This window comes from Kibdelosporangium persicum (assembly GCF_013280595.1).
GTDB classification, from domain to species: Bacteria; Actinomycetota; Actinomycetes; order Mycobacteriales; family Pseudonocardiaceae; genus Kibdelosporangium; species Kibdelosporangium persicum.
On sequence record NZ_JAAATY010000002.1, the window covers coordinates 392,252 to 407,927 of the forward strand.

At 68.0% G+C, this 15,676-nt stretch carries 13 protein-coding genes; 4 read left to right on the plus strand and 9 right to left on the minus strand.

The window, feature by feature from the left end:
* Window positions 1-9: 9 nt before the first annotated feature.
* Genes GC106_RS06405 through GC106_RS06415 form a run of 3 tightly spaced genes read left to right on the plus strand, consistent with a single transcriptional unit; the run spans window position 10 to window position 2,593 of the window.
* The gene (locus GC106_RS06405; protein ID WP_217280165.1) at window positions 10-1,644 is read left to right on the plus strand and encodes a TM0106 family RecB-like putative nuclease; all 1,635 of its coding nucleotides are present in this window, start codon (window positions 10-12) and stop codon (window positions 1,642-1,644) included.
* A gap of 8 nt (window positions 1,645-1,652) precedes the next feature.
* Window positions 1,653-1,796 carry a hypothetical protein gene (locus GC106_RS06410; protein WP_173125377.1) on the plus strand — a complete coding sequence of 48 codons (144 nt, stop codon included), beginning with the start codon at window positions 1,653-1,655 and terminating at the stop codon, window positions 1,794-1,796.
* The gene (locus GC106_RS06415) at window positions 1,793-2,593 is read left to right on the plus strand and encodes a hypothetical protein (RefSeq protein ID WP_173125379.1); all 801 of its coding nucleotides are present in this window, start codon (window positions 1,793-1,795) and stop codon (window positions 2,591-2,593) included. The genes GC106_RS06410 and GC106_RS06415 overlap by 4 nt, the downstream gene beginning before the upstream one ends.
* On the opposite strand, the gene GC106_RS06420 is transcribed toward GC106_RS06415, so the two are convergent.
* The 6 genes from GC106_RS06420 to GC106_RS06445 all read right to left on the minus strand — a co-directional run bounded on the left by GC106_RS06420 (window position 2,539) and on the right by GC106_RS06445 (window position 10,977).
* Complete coding sequence (locus GC106_RS06420) at window positions 2,539-3,084, minus strand: sarcosine oxidase subunit gamma (RefSeq protein WP_312872474.1); 546 nt, start codon at window positions 3,082-3,084, stop codon at window positions 2,539-2,541. The genes GC106_RS06415 and GC106_RS06420 overlap by 55 nt on opposite strands.
* Entirely contained in the window at window positions 3,074-5,761 is a 2,688-nt protein-coding gene (locus GC106_RS06425) for a 2Fe-2S iron-sulfur cluster-binding protein (protein ID WP_173125381.1), read from the minus strand. The genes GC106_RS06420 and GC106_RS06425 overlap by 11 nt, the downstream gene beginning before the upstream one ends.
* On the minus strand, window positions 5,758-6,000 hold the full coding sequence (locus tag GC106_RS06430; RefSeq protein WP_173125383.1) for a sarcosine oxidase subunit delta: 243 nt from the start codon (window positions 5,998-6,000) through the stop codon (window positions 5,758-5,760). Before GC106_RS06430 ends, GC106_RS06425 begins: the two co-directional genes overlap by 4 nt.
* Before the next feature lie 10 nt (window positions 6,001-6,010).
* Window positions 6,011-7,213, minus strand: coding sequence for a sarcosine oxidase subunit beta family protein (locus GC106_RS06435; RefSeq protein ID WP_173125385.1), 1,203 nt, complete (start codon window positions 7,211-7,213; stop codon window positions 6,011-6,013).
* A 3-nt stretch (window positions 7,214-7,216) separates the two neighbouring features.
* Entirely contained in the window at window positions 7,217-9,613 is a 2,397-nt protein-coding gene (locus GC106_RS06440; protein ID WP_173125387.1) for a GcvT family protein, read from the minus strand.
* Between the two features lie 74 nt (window positions 9,614-9,687).
* On the minus strand, window positions 9,688-10,977 hold the full coding sequence (locus tag GC106_RS06445) for a carotenoid oxygenase family protein (protein WP_173125389.1): 1,290 nt from the start codon (window positions 10,975-10,977) through the stop codon (window positions 9,688-9,690).
* A gap of 83 nt (window positions 10,978-11,060) precedes the next feature.
* On the opposite strand from GC106_RS06445, the gene GC106_RS06450 reads away from it, so the two are divergent.
* Window positions 11,061-11,579, plus strand: a complete 519-nt coding sequence (locus GC106_RS06450) for a PadR family transcriptional regulator (protein ID WP_173125391.1) — start codon at window positions 11,061-11,063, stop codon at window positions 11,577-11,579.
* Window positions 11,580-11,624: 45 nt separating this feature from the next.
* Here the strand turns inward: GC106_RS06450 and GC106_RS06455 are convergent, their stop codons facing one another.
* The 3 genes from GC106_RS06455 to GC106_RS06465 are packed head-to-tail and all read right to left on the minus strand — an operon-like array spanning window position 11,625 to window position 15,552.
* On the minus strand, window positions 11,625-12,593 hold the full coding sequence (locus GC106_RS06455; protein WP_173125393.1) for an ABC transporter substrate-binding protein: 969 nt from the start codon (window positions 12,591-12,593) through the stop codon (window positions 11,625-11,627).
* Window positions 12,590-14,560, minus strand: a complete 1,971-nt coding sequence (locus GC106_RS06460) for an ABC transporter permease (RefSeq protein WP_173125395.1) — start codon at window positions 14,558-14,560, stop codon at window positions 12,590-12,592. The genes GC106_RS06455 and GC106_RS06460 overlap by 4 nt, the downstream gene beginning before the upstream one ends.
* Window positions 14,560-15,552, minus strand: a complete 993-nt coding sequence (locus GC106_RS06465) for a quaternary amine ABC transporter ATP-binding protein (RefSeq protein WP_312872475.1) — start codon at window positions 15,550-15,552, stop codon at window positions 14,560-14,562. Before GC106_RS06465 ends, GC106_RS06460 begins: the two co-directional genes overlap by 1 nt.
* Between the last annotated feature and the right edge of the window lie 124 nt (window positions 15,553-15,676).

Consider the following 15,676-nt stretch of genomic DNA (forward strand, 5'->3'; position numbering starts at 1 on the left):
CTCACTGTGATGGATTCGGTGCTGCTCGACGCTGGTGTGGTCAACCGTTGCCGGCGGCGGGTGCACTTGGAGCACGACCCGGCCATGCGGGACGCTCCCAGAGCCGCCCCGGACCCCACCGGCCAGCAACGCAAAGCCGACGCGACGGCGCACCGCAGGGCGGTCGCCGACCGTGTCGCGCGACTGGTCGGACCGGACTGGATGGAGGTCCCGGCAGGCGCCGACCTGCGTGGATCCGACCGTGAGCAGGCGACGCTGGCGTTGCTGACCGCGGGCGCCCGGTTCATCTGGGCCGCGCAACTGCCGCGTGATCCCCTCGGTGGCCGTCGAGGCTCGATCGACCTGCTGGTGAAGAGTGACAAGGGGTATGTGCCGGTGCTGGTCGTCCGGCACAAGGTGACCGACCCCGGGCAGGGTGCCCGCACGTCGCCGCTGGGTGAGCCGATGCCGGGCGGCAGCCGCGTGGACCCGTTGCGCAAGATCCGGCCGCAGCCGCGTGACCAGATGCGACTGGCGCATGCCTGGCGGATGCTGCAGGCCGCCGGGTACGCGGCGACCGGCCGTGCCGTCGGCGGAGTGATCGGCCTGGACGCCGATGTGGTGGCCTGGCACGACCTCGAGGCGCCGACGTGGCCGGGTGGCCGGACCGCGCTGTCCGAATACGACCACCGGTTCTCCGACCGGCTCGCCGTCGCGGCCGCGGCCGCCAACGGCGGGCAGCCGCTGGCGCGCCCGTCGCGGATCCTGGAGTGCCGCAGCTGCCCGTGGTGGCCGATCTGTGAAACGGTCCTGTTGGAGAAGCGGGACGTCAGCCTGGTGGCCCGCGGCGAGGACGCGGTGACGTTGCGGGCGGCCGGCGTGCAGACGGTCGACGAACTGGCCCAGGTCCCGGCAGGCACCGACCTGCAACTGGTCGGGCTGCCCTCGGACGACGCGATCGCGCTGGCCAAGGCCTGGCTACGGGACCTGACCATGGTCCGCCGTGTGTCCGAGGTGTCCGTGCCACGGGCGGACGTCGAGGTCGACGTCGACATGGAGAGTTTCGGCGACGCGGGCGCCTACATGTGGGGCGTGATGCTCAGCGGCGTCGACGTCGGTGAACGGCAGGGCTATCGCGCGTTCGTCACGTGGGAGCCGTTGCCCACCAAGGACGAGGCGCGTTCGTTCGCCGAGTTCTGGGAGTGGCTGACCAGCGTGCGCCTGCGGGCTCGTGCGCGTGGCCTGACGTTCCGGGCGTACTGCTACAACGAGCTCGCCGAGAACCGCTGGCTGCTCGCGTCCGCCCGCCGGTTCAAGGGCCGGCCGGGCATCCCGACCGAGAGGCAGGTGCAGGACTTCATCGACTCGGACGCCTGGTTCGACCTGTTCCGCAGCGTCCAGGAGCAGTTCCTGTGCGCGCAGGGCAAGGGCCTGAAGATCATCGCCCCGGCGGCGGGCTTCAGCTGGCGCGACCCGGAGGCCAGCGGCGAGAACTCGATGCGCTGGTACCGCGACGCGGTGGGGATGGACGGCGGCGAACCGCAACCGGACCAGCGCACCCGCCTGATCGAGTACAACGAGGACGATGTCCGCGCGACCATGACGTTGCGGCAGTGGATGTCCTCGCCGGAGGTCAAGAAGATCCCGTACGTGGGGGATCTGTGATCAGGCGGATGTCCGTCTGGACGCTGGCCGAGGTGCTGGAGCGGGCCGGGACGACGGATCGGGTCACGATCGCCCGGCTGGTCGAGCCGTGGCGTGATGCCCGGGAGATGCCGGTCATCCCGTTCGCCGAGCCGCAGGGGAGCCAGGCATGACCGAAGCCAGAATGATCATCTGGTTACCGGCGCCTGTCGACGAGGTACGTCAGGCGCTGCACAAAAGCGGTGTCGGCGCGGGTGTGGTGGTTCCGGTCGAGTCGGGGACAGTGGTGGTGCCCCGGGGCCTGATGGGCCTGTCGATCGCCGCGCAGTGGATCTATCGGGCGCGTCGGCGGCTGGGCAGGCCCGCGCTGCTGATCGGGTGGGACGACGAGGCGTCCGTGGTGTCCGTCCTCGGTGGTCCGGCGACGCTGGCCTGGGGGTGGGGCAGGGTGGCGGCCGGGCGCCGGTTGTTGGCGCGCCTCGGTGGTCTCGGGCCGCTGCGGCGAGCGCTCCTGTCCCTGAACGTGGCACTGGTCGGGTCACAGCGTGGTTCACGCAGGCAGGCGAAAAGTGCCAGAACCATCGCGACCGCGTTGGGTGCCGACGAAGCCCTTGTGCTGCGGTACGTCCAGCAGGACGAGAAGCGGCTGCCGCCCGAGGTGCTGCTGCGGGAGGTCGGCAAGCCGGACGTGGCCGACCTGGTGGTCATGGTCGAGCGCGGGGCGTTCGACAAGTGGCGCACGGGCAAGCCGGTGACCATGGGATGGGCCAACGCGTTGCTCGCACTGGCGTTGGTCGTCGCGACGGCCTTGCTGTTCTTCGTTCCGGTTGAGGCTCTGGTGGTCTATCTGATCGGACTTGTGCTCACCGTTGTGCTTCTTGTCGTCTCGCAGCGGCTTCGTTACCGGTATGCGCGTCAGCCCGTCGACGAGGTGCTGCCGGTGGCGTCGGACAACCAGTCGGCCAGATAGGTCGCGAACGAGCCGCGCACGAGCAAGCGGTAGACCGGTTCGTCCGAGGTCTGCCAGAGGATCACCTGGGTACGGGCGATCATCGTCTGCGCGCACCGGCCGGCGTGGAACGCGCGCGGGTGCAGGTCCAGTGTGCAGCCGTGTTCCAGCAGGTCACGGCTGCGTACCTCGATCGTCGTGCGGTTCGCCGACACGTCCACAACGGACGCCGACGGTTCTCGCAGCAGGTCCGGCAGCCCGGTGTCGCCGTCCGGGCCGACCACCAGCCACTCGTCCGGGCCGAGCATGAGGATGTGCCGGGAACCGGCGTCCACCACGGAGTTCGGCACGACCGGCAACGGGCCGCCGAGCCGTTCGGAGATCCGCGCGGCCGCGTCGCCGGTCGGCCTGACCCGGACGTTGACCATGGTCAGGAACGGGATCTCGGTGATGCCCGGGTAGCCCGCCAACGGGCTGCGGCGCAGTGACATCAAGGGGGACTCAACCGTCACGGCGGGCGCCTTCCTTGTCGTAGAACACCGGCTCGGTCACGGTCGCGGCGATCACCCGGTCGCCGAGCGGCGCCAGCAGGGTCTCGCCGATCCGGTGACGGCCGTTCTTGATCAACGCCAGCGCGAACGTCCGCTCCAGCACCGCACTGCGGTAACTCGAGGTCACGTGTCCTTCCATCGGGACCGGCGGGGTGAGCGGCGCGTCGGAGGCGACCATCTGCGCGCCTTCCGGCAGCAACTCGGCCGGGTCGACGGGCAGCAGCCCGACCAGGTGTTTGCGGTCGGGCCGGGCGGTGTCCGGGCGCCTGAGCGAGCGCTTGCCCACGAAGTCCTTCTGCCGGGACACGATCCACGACATGCCCAGGTCGTGGGGTGTCACCGTGCCGTCGGTGTCCTGCCCGACGATCGGAAAGCCCTTCTCCGCTCGCAGGACGTGCATCGTCTCGGTGCCGTAGGGAGTGATGTCGTACGGCTTGCCTTCGTCGTGAATCGCGTTCCATGCCGCGAGGCCGTACCAGCCGGACACGTTGACCTCGTACGCCAGTTCGCCGGAGAACGAGATCCGCGCGATCCGGGCGGGAATGCCGTTCACCAAGGTTGTCTCGCGGAACGTCATGAACGGGAAGGCTTCGTTGGACACGTCGAGATCCGGCGCCACCAGGCCGATCACCGCGCGGGACTGCGGGCCGACGACCGCGATCGTGGACCACTGCTCGGTCACCGACGTGAAGCGGACGTCCAGCTCGGGCCATTCGGTCTGGGACCACTCCTCGAACCAGTCGAGCACGTTCGCCGCGCCACCGGTCGTGGTCGTGACGTAGTAACGGTCGTCGGCCAGCCGCATCGTCACGCCGTCGTCGAAGACCATCCCGTCGGCCTTGCACATCATCCCGTACCGGGCCGACCCGACCGGCAGCTTCTTGAAACCGTTGGTGTACATGCGGTTCAGGAACTCACCCGCGTCCGCGCCGACCACCTCGATCTTGCCGAGCGTGCTCGCGTCCTGCATGGCCACCCCGGTACGGGCCGCCCGGCATTCGCGCAGCACGGCCGTTTCCATGTCCTCGCCGGGTTTCGGGTAGAACCACGGCCGTTTCCAGTGACCGACGTTCTCGAACTCGGCGCCGTGCGCGACGTGCCACGAGTGGATCGGCGTCGTCCGGATCGGATCGTGCAGCTTGCCGCGATCACGGCCCGCCATCAGCGCGAACGACACCGGCACACTCGGTGCTCGGAACGTTGTGGTGCCCAGGTCGCCGGGCGTCACGCCGAGCTCGGCGGCGATCACGCCCAACGCCGGGACGTTCGAGGTCCGGCCCTGGTCGGTGCCTGTGCCGATGGTCGTGTACCGCTTGACGTGCTCGGGTGACCGCATCCCGGCACCGACCGCGCGCCGGATGTCCGCGACCGTCGCGTCGCGTTGCAGGTCGACGAACTGGTTCCGCGGATCACCGGGCACGAGCCACACCGGGCTCGCCGGCGTGATCTCCCGTTCCCGCACGGCAGGAAGAGGCGGTGGCGGCACCGGATAGCCGACTGCTGCCGCGGCTTCGACGCCTGCCTCGGTTGCCTCGATCAGCGCCGCTCGGGTGTCGAAGGTTCCGTTCGCGGCGCCGACCACATGGTTGGCCTGGGCCGGTGTGTCCGGGACGAACGCCTGGCCGTTCCACCGCAACGTGCCGCGGGACTGGCTGAACAGGTGCACCGCGGGCTGCCAGCCGCCGGACACCGCGAGCAGGTCGCACTCGATCCTGCGGTCTTGTGTGGACACTGCGGTGAGCCGTTCGGGCCCGTCGGTGTTCGTGATCAGGCCACTGATCACCTCGACGCCTTGGGGCGCCAGATCAGGCGGATTGGGCCGTGAATCGACGACCGTCACCTCAGCGCCGGACTGCACGAGAGCGGCCACGGTCGCGTACGCGCTGTCGTTCGTGGTGAAGACAACGGCCTTACGGCCGGGTAGGACCGCGTAGTTGGTGATGTACTTGCGGACCGCGCCTGCCAGCATGATCCCGGGGCGGTCGTTGTTCTCGAACACGATCGGCTGTTCGTGCGCGCCGGTCGCCAGGATCACCCGACGAGCCCGGACGTGCCACAGCGTCTGCTGGTGCGCGACCAGAACGTAGTTGCTGTCGTAGTACCCGAAAGCCCTGGCACCACTCAGAACCCGCAGCTCCGCAGCCCCGTCCGCAGGAGGAATTCCCTGGGGGGAACCCCTGAATCTCACGTTACCGGAGGGGTACGACAATCCGACGAGCATGACGCGGGCACCACCGGCAGCCGCGGTCGTGGCGGCCATGCGCCCGGCCGGGCCCGCGCCGATCACCAGCACGTCCGTGTGCGTGTATCGCTTGTCGTACCTGCGTTGTCCGGAGTCCGGCGTGAGACGGCCGACGCCGGACAGCGTGCGGGCCACCAGGCCGTCGGTGAGCCTGACCGTCGTCGCCTGGAGCGACGGCTCGGGACCGACTTGGACGAGCGCGTTCGGCTCCTCGATGCCCGCCGAGAAGATGCCGCGTGGCCGGTGCCGGTACAGCGAAGGCGCTACCTGCAGAACACCGTTGGCGATCATCGCGGACGCCAGCGTGTCGCCTTCGAAGCCCGAGTACTCGACGCCGTCGAGAGTGAACGTGAGTGGTTTCGTGCGGTCGATCTCGCCGCCCTCGGGCAGCCTCATGACTGGAACTCGTTCGTCACGGTGTCGCGCACGGTGTTGAACCAGCGACGGCACCCGGCGCTGTGCACCCAGCGCTCGGCGAAGGCGCCCTTGGGGTTGTCACGGAAGAACACGTACTGGGCCCATTCCTCGTCCGACAGCGACTCAGGATCAGCGGGATAGGCGACGAACGCCTGGCCGCCGTAGTGGAACTCGGTCTCCTCGCGTTCACCGCACCAGGGACAACTGATCAGCAGCATGCGGCCCCTCCTAGTGGGCCACGGCGGCGGCGCCGTGTTCGTCGATCAGGGCGCCTGTGGTGAAGCGCTCCAGGGTGAAGGGTTCGTTCAGGGCATGCGGTTCACCGTGCGCGAGCGTGTGCGCGAACACCCAGCCCACGCCGGGTGTCGCCTTGAACCCGCCGGTTCCCCAGCCGCAGTTGACGAACAGGTTCTCCACCGGCGTGCGGCCGATGATCGGCGACGCGTCCGGGGTGACGTCCACGATCCCGCCCCAGGTGCGGATCAGGTGCGCGTTCGCGAAGATCGGGAACAGCTCCAGCGCCGCGGCCATCTGCTGCTCGATCACGTGCACCGAACCGCGCTGGCCATAGGAGTTGTACGAGTCGATGCCCGCGCCCATCACGAGCTCACCCTTGTGCGCCTGGCTGACGTAGACGTGCACGTGGTTCGACATGACCACGGTCGGGTGCACGGGCTCCAACAGCTCGGACACGAGCGCCTGCAACGGATGGCTCTGCAGCGGCAGCCGGATTCCCAGCGTCGAGGCGAGCACGCTCGTGTGCCCGGCTGCCGCGAGCCCGATCCGCCCCGCGTGGATCGGGCCACGATTGGTCCGCACGCCGGTGACCCGGTCGCCGTCGGTGATGAACCCCGTGACCTCGCAACCCTGGATGAGGTCGACGCCGTACCGGTCGGCCTTACGCGCGAAAGCCCAGGCCACGTAGTCGTGCTTGGCGATCCCGGCGCGCGGTTGCCACGTGCCGCCGAGCACGGGATACCGCACGTCCGGCGACACGTCGACGATCGGGCACACCTTGGCGACCTCGTCAGGAGTCAGCCACTCGCCGTCGATCCCGTTGAGCCGGTTGGCGTTCACCCGCCGCGTGCCCTCGCGGACGTCCTGCAGCGTGTGCGCCAGGTTGAGCACGCCGCGCTGGCTGAACAGGAAGTCGTACTCCAGGTCCTCCTGTAGGCCTTCCCACAGCTTCAGCGCGTGCTCGTAGATCGCCGCGCTCTCGTCCCACAGGTAGTTGGACCGGATGATCGTGGTGTTGCGGGCCATGTTCCCGCCGGCCAGCCAGCCTTTCTCCAGCACGGCCACGTTCGTGATGCCGTGGTTGCGCGCGAGGTAGTACGCGGTGGCCAGGCCGTGGCCGCCCGCCCCGACGATGATGACGTCATACGACCTGCGCGGCTCCGGCGTGCGCCAGAGCCAGTCGGGGTGCTCCATCCGTTATCCCCTCAACCGCGTCATCTTGGGGTCGAACAACGGCTCTTCGGTGACGGTCGCCTCGATCCGGCGGTCGAAGTATCCGATGTGGACAGTCTGGCCGGGGGTGGTCAGCTCGGTGGGCAGCCAGGCGTAGGCGATGCCTTTGCCGATGGTGTGGCCGTAGGCCGCACTGGTCACGTAGCCGACGCACGTCTCGCCGTCGAAGACCGGCTCCTTGCCCATCACGGTGTCGTCCAGCGTCAGGCACGTCAGTTTGCGCTTCGGATCGCCGGGCCGTAGCGCGGTCTTGCCGATGAACTCCTCTTTGGCCAGTTTCACCGCGAAGCCGAGGCCTGCCTCGAAGGGATCGTGCTCGTAGGTCATGTCGGTGCCGAAGGAGCGGTAGCCCTTCTCCAGGCGCAGGCTGGTGAACGCGGCCCGACCGCCCGCGATCAGGCCGTACGGCTCGCCGGCCGCCCACAGCGTGTCCCACAACTTCAGGCCCATGTCGGCCGTCGTGTACAGCTCCCAGCCGAGCTCGCCCACATAGGACAGTCGCAGCGCGGTGACCGGGACGTTGCCGATGTAGCCCTGCTTGCCGCGGAAGTACTTCAACGCGGTCAGATCGATGTCGGTCAACGGCTGTACGAGATCACGTGCCCGTGGTCCCCACACGCCCAGACAACACGTGCTGGCGGTGATGTCGCGGACGGTCACGTCATCGGGCAGGTGCCGGGTGAACCAGTCCAGGTCCAGGTTTCCGTTGGCGCCCACCTGGAACTGGTCCTTGGCCAGCCTGGCGACGGTCACGTCACTGCGGATGCCGCCGTCGATGTCCAGCAGCAGGCAGTACGTCACCGAGCCGACGGACTTGTCCACGTCGCCGGTTGTCATGCGTTGCAGGAAGTCCGCCGCACCACGGCCCTCCACCATCAACCGCTTCAACGCCGTCATGTCGTAGAGCGCCACACGTTCCCGCGTGATCTGCGCTTCCACCGCCGCGATGGGCGACCAGTAGCCGGCGGCCCACGCGTTCGGCTGGTGCACCTCACGGTCCTGTAGCTGGTCGAGGTTCACCTCGTACCACTGCGGCCGTTCCCAGCCGTTGGCTTCGAGGAAGTACGCGCCGAGTTCCTTCTGGCGCGGGTAGAACGGGCTCGTGCGCAGCGGCCGTGGCGCCTCCATCGGCTGCAACGGGTGCTTGATGTCGTAGACCTCGACGAAGTTCTGGCAGCCACGGGCCTTGATGTAGTCCGGCGCCAGGTGGTGCTTCTCGAACCTGTTCACGTCACATTCGTGCAGGTCGTAGGACTCGCAGTAGCCGTCGACCAGCCACTGCGCCATGGCGTGGGCCACGCCCGCGGAGTGCGTGACCCAGACCGCCTCGGCGACCCAGAACCCGCTGACCGTGGGCGATTCGCCGAGCAACGGCATGTCGTCGACGGTGAACGAGAACAGGCCGTTGATGCCTTCCTCGATCTTGGCGTCCTTGGTCGACGGCAGCAGCCAGTGCGTCTCGTGCCACGCCTCTTCGAAATCCTGCTCGGTGAACGGCAGCACCGACGGCATGACCTCGGCCTGGTCGACGCCGACGATGTCGTGCACGTCGACCGGCATCGGCCGGTGGCCGTAGAAGCCGATGCCGATCGTGTCGTACCGGTCCCGGTAGTACAGGTCCGCGTCCTGGTGGCGCAGGATCGGCCGGACCGCCTCGGCCCGCTGCCCGGCGATCGCGGGGACCTGCCCGGTCCACGCGAGCTGGTGGGCCAGCGGGACCAGTGGCAACGTCATCCCGACCAGACCGGCGACCTTCGGGCCCCAGATCCCGGCGCAGCACACCACGATGTCCGCGGGCAGTTCGCCCTTGTCCGTGACCACGCCGGTGACGCGGTCGCCGTCAGTCCTGATGTCGAGGACTTCGTGGCGCTCCACCAGTTTCGCCCCGCGCTCCGCCGCGCGCCTCAGTTGCACGTCCACGGCCTTGACCGCATTGGCAAGGCCGTCAGTCGGTACGTACAGGCCGGCGCGCACGGAGTCGTCGCGCAGCAACGGGTGGAGTTTCCTCGTTTCGTCAGCGTCGAGGATCGTGCCCTCGACACCCCATGCGGTCAGCCAGCCGAGCCTGCGGTGCAGCTCCTGCTCGCGTTCCGGCGTGACGGCCACTTCCAGGCCGCCGACCTGCCGGAAACAGTCGAGGCCGACCAGCTTCTCGACGGTGTGGCGGGCCAGCTCGGTCATGGTCTTGGACGGGTTGGCCTGGAACACCAGACCGGGCGCGTGGGACGAGGAACCGCCGGGTGTGGGCAGCGGGCCCTGGTCGACGACCGTGAGGTCGGTCCAGCCTCTGGCGGTCAGTTCGTCGGCGAGGGCGGCGCCGACCACCCCCGCCCCGATGATCACGACCTTCGGTCCGGCCACACCAGCCTCCCGTGTGCACTATTCGCAACACCACGCAGCTTGCGCAACAAGCGTCGCGCGGCGGTGCTTTCGTGTCAAGCGTCGGGCAGCCAGTTGCCGTGGAAGCCCGCCGGAACCCGGCGGGGCAGCCGGACCGACGCGGTGAACTCCAACGTCCTGGCGTCCAGGACAAGCAGTTCGGAGCCGCTGCCGTCGTGCTCGGTCACGACGGACATCAGCCAGCCGTCGTCCTCGTCCTTCGCGTCCTGCCTGCGGACGAACTCCGCCTCGCCGGGGTTTCGGCCCAGCTCGTTGACCTCGTTGTGGCCGTTTCCGGTGTCGTACTTGACGATCGCGTTGTCGGTGACCGTGTACAGGTACCGGCTCGGGCGGCCCAGGTGCTCCTCGTTGAACGACGGGAACTCGATGTCCCGGTCGTCCCGCAGTTCTTCCACGACCTTGCCGGTGTCCAGGTCGAGGATCCACCGGTACAGCCCTGATCCGACCGCGGCGACGACAGGGTTGGTCTCGCCGCTGACCTCTCCCCAGATGTCGGCGAACTTGCCTGGCGAGTACCGCACGGCGTCGAGCACGATCCGGCCGTGGTCCTCGTAGGCGTTGCCGACGTGGAAGACGTAGCACGGGTCCACGTCGAACCACTGGACCTCGCCGCCCCGGGGCATGACGCCGATCCGGGCGCCGTAGTCGTCGTCCCACCTGACCGGCATGCCGGAGTCGAGCAGTGACAGGTCGAAGACCGCGGGCAGGTCCAGCCAGATCACGTGGTTCTCGGTGATCGCGAAGTCGTGCATCATCGTCGGGCCGGGCACGTCGATGACCCGGCTTTCGGCCAGGTCACCGGCCGCGGTCAACCGGTGGTAGGTCAGGAACGGCGCGACGACGCTGTAGCCGAAGAAATGCAGTTCACCGGTGACGGGGTCCTCTTTGGGGTGCGCGGTCATCGCGCTGGTCAGCCTGCCGTCGAAGTCGCACGGCCCGACAGTGTCCAGATCGGGCGTCATCTCGTACGGAAACCCGCTCTCCACCAAGGCGAAGATCTTGCCGGCGTGCCGGATGACGTTCGTGTTCGCGTGGACCGCGGTCAGGTCGAACCCTTGCTCGGTGATGTACGGGGCGCCGTCCAGCAGCCGGGTCTTGACCCAGCGGTTGCGGTACCACTCGGCCCGGCCGTCGCGGATCCGGACGCCGTGGATCATCCCGTCGCCCGCGAACCAGTGCCCGGGATCTTGGCCGGGCAGCGGGTTCGGGCCGTTGCGGAAGTACCGCCCGGTCAGTTCACGGGGCAACTCGCCGGTCACCGGCAGGCTGACCGCCTCGATCTCGTCGGCCACTGGCGCGAGCAGGCCTTCCAGGTACGCGGGCATCACGTTCTCCTTCCAGTAGTGACATGTCAAAACTAGAAGGTCAAAATTCGACATGTCAATGCTGGAATGTCAAAATGACCGGCATGAGCCTTCGCCACGCCGTGCTCGGTCTGCTCACCACGGGCCCGGCCAGCGGCTACGACCTGCTGAAACGCTTCGAGGTTTCGCTCGCCTACGTCTGGTCGGCGACGCAGAGCCAGCTCTACGGCGAACTGGCCAAGATGGCCGACGAAGGGCTCGTCGAAGTCGCCGCCGAAGGCCCGCGCGGCCGCAAGGAGTACGCCATCACGGCGGACGGCCGAGCGGCCCTCCTGCACTGGATGACCGAGGTCGAGCCGGAACCGTTGCGCCGCAACGGGATGCTGCTACGGGTCTTCTTCCTGCACCTGGTCGACCCGGACAAGGCGGTCGCCTTCCTGCGTCGCCAAGCCGACCTGGCCGCGCAACAGCACGACGAGCTCAGCAAAGTCGCCGAACTCGTCGAACAGGAAGAACCCGACCAGGAGAACAAGTCCGGCCGGGTGGTCCTGGAATGGGGCCTGCGCGCCAGCGCGACCTACCGCGACTGGGCCCGCTGGGCCGAAACCCAGATCTCCTCGTGAGTGTTTGTCCGGGTTAGAACACGGACAAACACTCACGAGGGCTGATCAGGAGGAACTCGGCAGCCAGGCCTTGACCTTGTCCGGGTTCTCGTCCACCCACTTCTTGGCCGCGGCGTCCGGGCTCATCTTGTCCACCGCGATCCACCTGGCGACGATGTTCTGGTCGTCGTTGGTCCACTTGAAGTTCTTCACCAGCTGGTACGCCGGACCGTTGGCGTCGGCGAACTTCTTGCTGACGATCTTGTCCAGGTCGTAGTCCGGGTAGTCACAGGCGACCTTCTCCGGCACCGCGTCACAGCCCGGCGTGTACGGCGGCAGCTTCACCTTCTCCAGCTTGATCTCCGAGAACAGCCACTGCGGCGAGTAGAAGTAACCGATCAGCGGCGTCTTGCGCTCCTCGGCCTGCTTGAACGCCTGGATCAACGCGGTCTCGCTGCCGCCGTAGACCACCTTGTAGTTCAGGCCGAGGTTCTTCACCAGCGCCTCGTCGTTGGTCACGAACGACGGGTCGCCGTCGAGCAGCTGACCCTGGGCGCCGGACTCGGAGGTCCGGAACATCTCCGCGTACTTGTTCAGGTTGTTCCAGTCCAGGATGTCCGGGTGCTGCTTGGCCAGCCACGGCGGGACGTACCAGCCGATCTGCCCCTTCACCCCGGTCGACCCGGCCGAGACGCCGGTCTTCTGCTCGTCGATGTACTTCTTGCGCAGGTCGTCGTGGCCCCAGTTCTCCACCACCGCGTCCACTTCGCCGGTGCCGAAGCCCTGCCAGGCCACTTCCTCCTTCAGGTCCTTCTTGGTCACCCGGCAGCCGAGATTCTTCTCCGCGACGTACGCGATCACCGCGGCGTTGGCCTCGTAGCCGACCCACGGGTTGATCGCGATCTTGAACTCGCCGCACGACGCCTGCGAACCGCCGCCGCCACCGCCACCAGGGCTCTCACCGACCTTCGCGCCGCCGCAGCCGGTCAACGCCAGCCCCGCGACCGTGAACACGACCGCCAGAGTCCTCTTCACCGTGAACCTCCTCTTTGCGTGCGGTTGGCCGCCGCCTGAGTCAGGCGGTCGAGCATCACTCCGAGCAACACGATCGCGATACCGGCCGCCAGTCCCTTGCCGTAGAGCTGGCCCTGCGAGAACCCCGCGACGACGTCGTAACCGAGCGCTCCCGCGCCGACCAGGCCGCCGACGACGACCATCGAGAGCACGTAGATCAATCCCTGGTTGGTGGCCAGCGTCAGGGCCCGGACCGACATCGGCAGCTGCACCTTGGTGATCGTCTGCCAGGTGCTGGAGCCGGACGCCACCGCCGCCTCCACTGTCGTCGCCGACACGCCGCGGATCCCGTCCGCGACGATCTTCACCGCGACCGGTGCCGCGTACACGACCGCCGCGGCGATCGCGGTGAACCTGCTGGCCGCGAACAAGGCCAGGAACGGCACCAGGTACACGAACGCGGGCATGGTCTGGGCCGCGTCGAGCACCGGCCGGATCACCCGGTCGGCCCGCTGCGAACGGCCCATCCACACGCCGACGACGACCCCGATGACCATCGTGAACACCGTGGCCACGAGCGTCGACGCCAACGTGGTCATGCCGTCGGACCACAATCCCGTCGCGACAAGCAATCCCAAGCACACCGCGGACACGATGGCTGCCCGCACACTGCCGATCACCACCGAGATCGCGACGATCGCCACGGCTACCAGCCACCACGGCGAGTCGGCGAGCAAGGCTTGCAACGGGTCGATCAGCACCCACGTGAAGGCGTCCTTGATGCCGTTGGTGACCGGCGCGAGGGTCGACTGCACCCAGTCAGTCGCTTCCCCGGCCCATAAGACGATGGTGCTGCCGATGTCCAGCCGTGCATCGAACTCCGCGGCCCAGAGATAGGTGTACGACAACCAGATCGCGAACACCGTCGCCGCCGCGCCGGCCAGCAGGACGATCCGGTTCGGCCGCCGGCGGCCCCGGTCCGCGGCCGCGGTGGTGACGCGGTCGAGCACGATCGCCATCACGACGATCGCCAGGCCGGCGTTGAACGCGGTGCCGACATCGAGTGTCTGCAACGCCTTGATGACCGTCTTGCCCAGACCCGGCGCGTCGATCAGGGCCGCGATGGTGACCATCGCCAGCGCCGCCATGATCGTCTGGTTCACGCCGAGCACGATGGTCCGTTTCGCCGCGGGCAGCAGAACCTTCGTCAGCATCTGGGTTCTGGTCGAACCGAGCGATTCGCCCGCCTCGACGGTGTCGTGCGGCGCGGATCTGATGCCGTGCGCGGTCAGCCGGATCACCGGCGGGGCCGCGTAGATCAGGGTCGCGATCGTCGCGGACGCCGGGCCGATCAGGAAGAACAGCGTCAACGGCGCCAGGTACACGAACGACGGCATGATCTGCATGAAGTCCAGCACCGGTGTGATCAGCCTGGCGAACCGGTCGGACAGGCCCGCCCAGATGCCCAGCGGGATGCCGATCACCAGCGAGATGATCACGGCGGCCAGCGTGAGCGCGAGCGTGTCCATGCTTTCGCGCCACAACCCTTGCAGACCAAGGACGAAGAACCCGGCGGTGGCCAGCACCGCGACACGGATGTTGGCCACGGCGTACGACACGAAGCCGACCAGCGCGACCACGCCGAGCCAGCCGATCAGCGGTAACGGCCTGCCGAAGGACGGCTGGGCGATGACCGACTGGACGAAGATGACGAACTCGTCGACGAACAGCCGGATGTAGTTGAAGAAGTACAGGAAGACCGGGTTGGAGTTGCGGTTCGCCCCGATCACGTCGTTGAGGTTGTTGAACCAGTGGTGGACCGACGTGAGCTGCGCGCCGCCGAGGGCCAGTGTGTGCATCCCACGCAGGAACACCCACAGCAGCAGCCACACGGCCAGGATGCCGAGCACGATCCGGCCGCGGTCGCGCACCACGATGTGCACCCTGGGCAGCGTCCTGGACACCGGGGAACTCGATGTCGCCGCCATCAGGAGTCACTTCCTCCCGCGATGACCGACAGGATCTCCTCGTCGCCGACGATGCCGAGCAGTTCACCGTCCCTGACGACCTTCACCGGCTTCTCCGCCGCGAGCACGCTGCGCGTCGCCTCCCGGACGACCACGTCCGGTCCCAGTTCCGGCCCGTCGAGCGGGTCGTCGTCCCGCGGCGGGCGCATGATCCACTTCAGCGTCAGCACGTGCGAGCGCGGCACGTCCCGCACGAAGTCGCGGACGTAGTCGTCGGCCGGTGCGGCGACCAGTTCGTCACCCGTGCCGATCTGGACGAGCGCGCCGTCCCGCATGATCAGGATGCGGTCGCCGAGCTTGAGCGCCTCGGACAGGTCGTGGGTGATGAACACCATCGTCTTGCCGACCTCGCGGTGCAGCCTGATCACCTCGCTCTGCATGTCCCGCCTGATCAGCGGGTCGAGCGCGGAGAACGGCTCGTCGAACAGCAGCACGTCCGGGTCGACGGCGAGCGCACGGGCGAGCCCGACTCGTTGCTGCATGCCGCCGGAGAGCTGGTCGGGGTAGGACATCTCGTACCCGCCGAGGCCGACGAGTTCGATGACCTCCTTGGCGCGCTTGGTCCGTTCGGCCTTGGCCACGCCACGGATCTCCAGGCCGTACGCCACGTTGTCGACGACACACCGGTGCGGCAGCAGCCCGAAGTGCTGGAACACCATGGCGAACTTGTGCCGTCGCAGGTCTCTGAGCCGCTTGGGGTCGCAGGCGAGGATGTCCTCGCCCTCGAAGATCACTTCGCCCGCGGTCGGCTCGACCAGCCGGGTGAGGCAGCGCACCAGGGTCGACTTGCCCGACCCGGACAGGCCCATCACCACGAAGACCTCGCCGGGGGCGACGTCGAAATCGATGTCGCGGACCGCGGCCGTGCAGCCGGTACGGTCCATCAGTTCCCGCCGGGACAGCGCACCCAGCTCGGCCGAGCCGGGAACCCGCGCGGCCTTGGGTCCGAACACCTTCCAGAGGTTCCGGACAGAGATGACCGGTTGTTGCGTATCGTGCACCTGAGTTCCGTGCATGGAACACCATCATTCTACGACCGGTTCTTAGTCAAGACCGCGTCGTGGTGCAAATGGGTTT

Excerpts from the sequence above, each read along its gene's own strand:
- GC106_RS06425 (WP_173125381.1), bottom strand. The coding sequence starts at position 5,761 with ATGAGGCTGCCCGAGGGCGGCGAGATCGACCGCACGAAACCACTCACG.
- GC106_RS06460 (WP_173125395.1), bottom strand. The coding sequence starts at position 14,560 with ATGGCGGCGACATCGAGTTCCCCGGTGTCCAGGACGCTGCCCAGGGTG.
- GC106_RS06415 (WP_173125379.1), top strand. The coding sequence starts at position 1,793 with ATGACCGAAGCCAGAATGATCATCTGGTTACCGGCGCCTGTCGACGAG.
- GC106_RS06435 (WP_173125385.1), bottom strand. The coding sequence starts at position 7,213 with ATGGAGCACCCCGACTGGCTCTGGCGCACGCCGGAGCCGCGCAGGTCG.
- GC106_RS06445 (WP_173125389.1), bottom strand. The coding sequence starts at position 10,977 with ATGCCCGCGTACCTGGAAGGCCTGCTCGCGCCAGTGGCCGACGAGATC.
- GC106_RS06410 (WP_173125377.1), top strand. The coding sequence starts at position 1,653 with ATGTCCGTCTGGACGCTGGCCGAGGTGCTGGAGCGGGCCGGGACGACG.
- GC106_RS06450 (WP_173125391.1), top strand. The coding sequence starts at position 11,061 with ATGAGCCTTCGCCACGCCGTGCTCGGTCTGCTCACCACGGGCCCGGCC.
- GC106_RS06430 (WP_173125383.1), bottom strand. The coding sequence starts at position 6,000 with ATGCTGCTGATCAGTTGTCCCTGGTGCGGTGAACGCGAGGAGACCGAG.
- GC106_RS06405 (WP_217280165.1), top strand. The coding sequence starts at position 10 with ATGGATTCGGTGCTGCTCGACGCTGGTGTGGTCAACCGTTGCCGGCGG.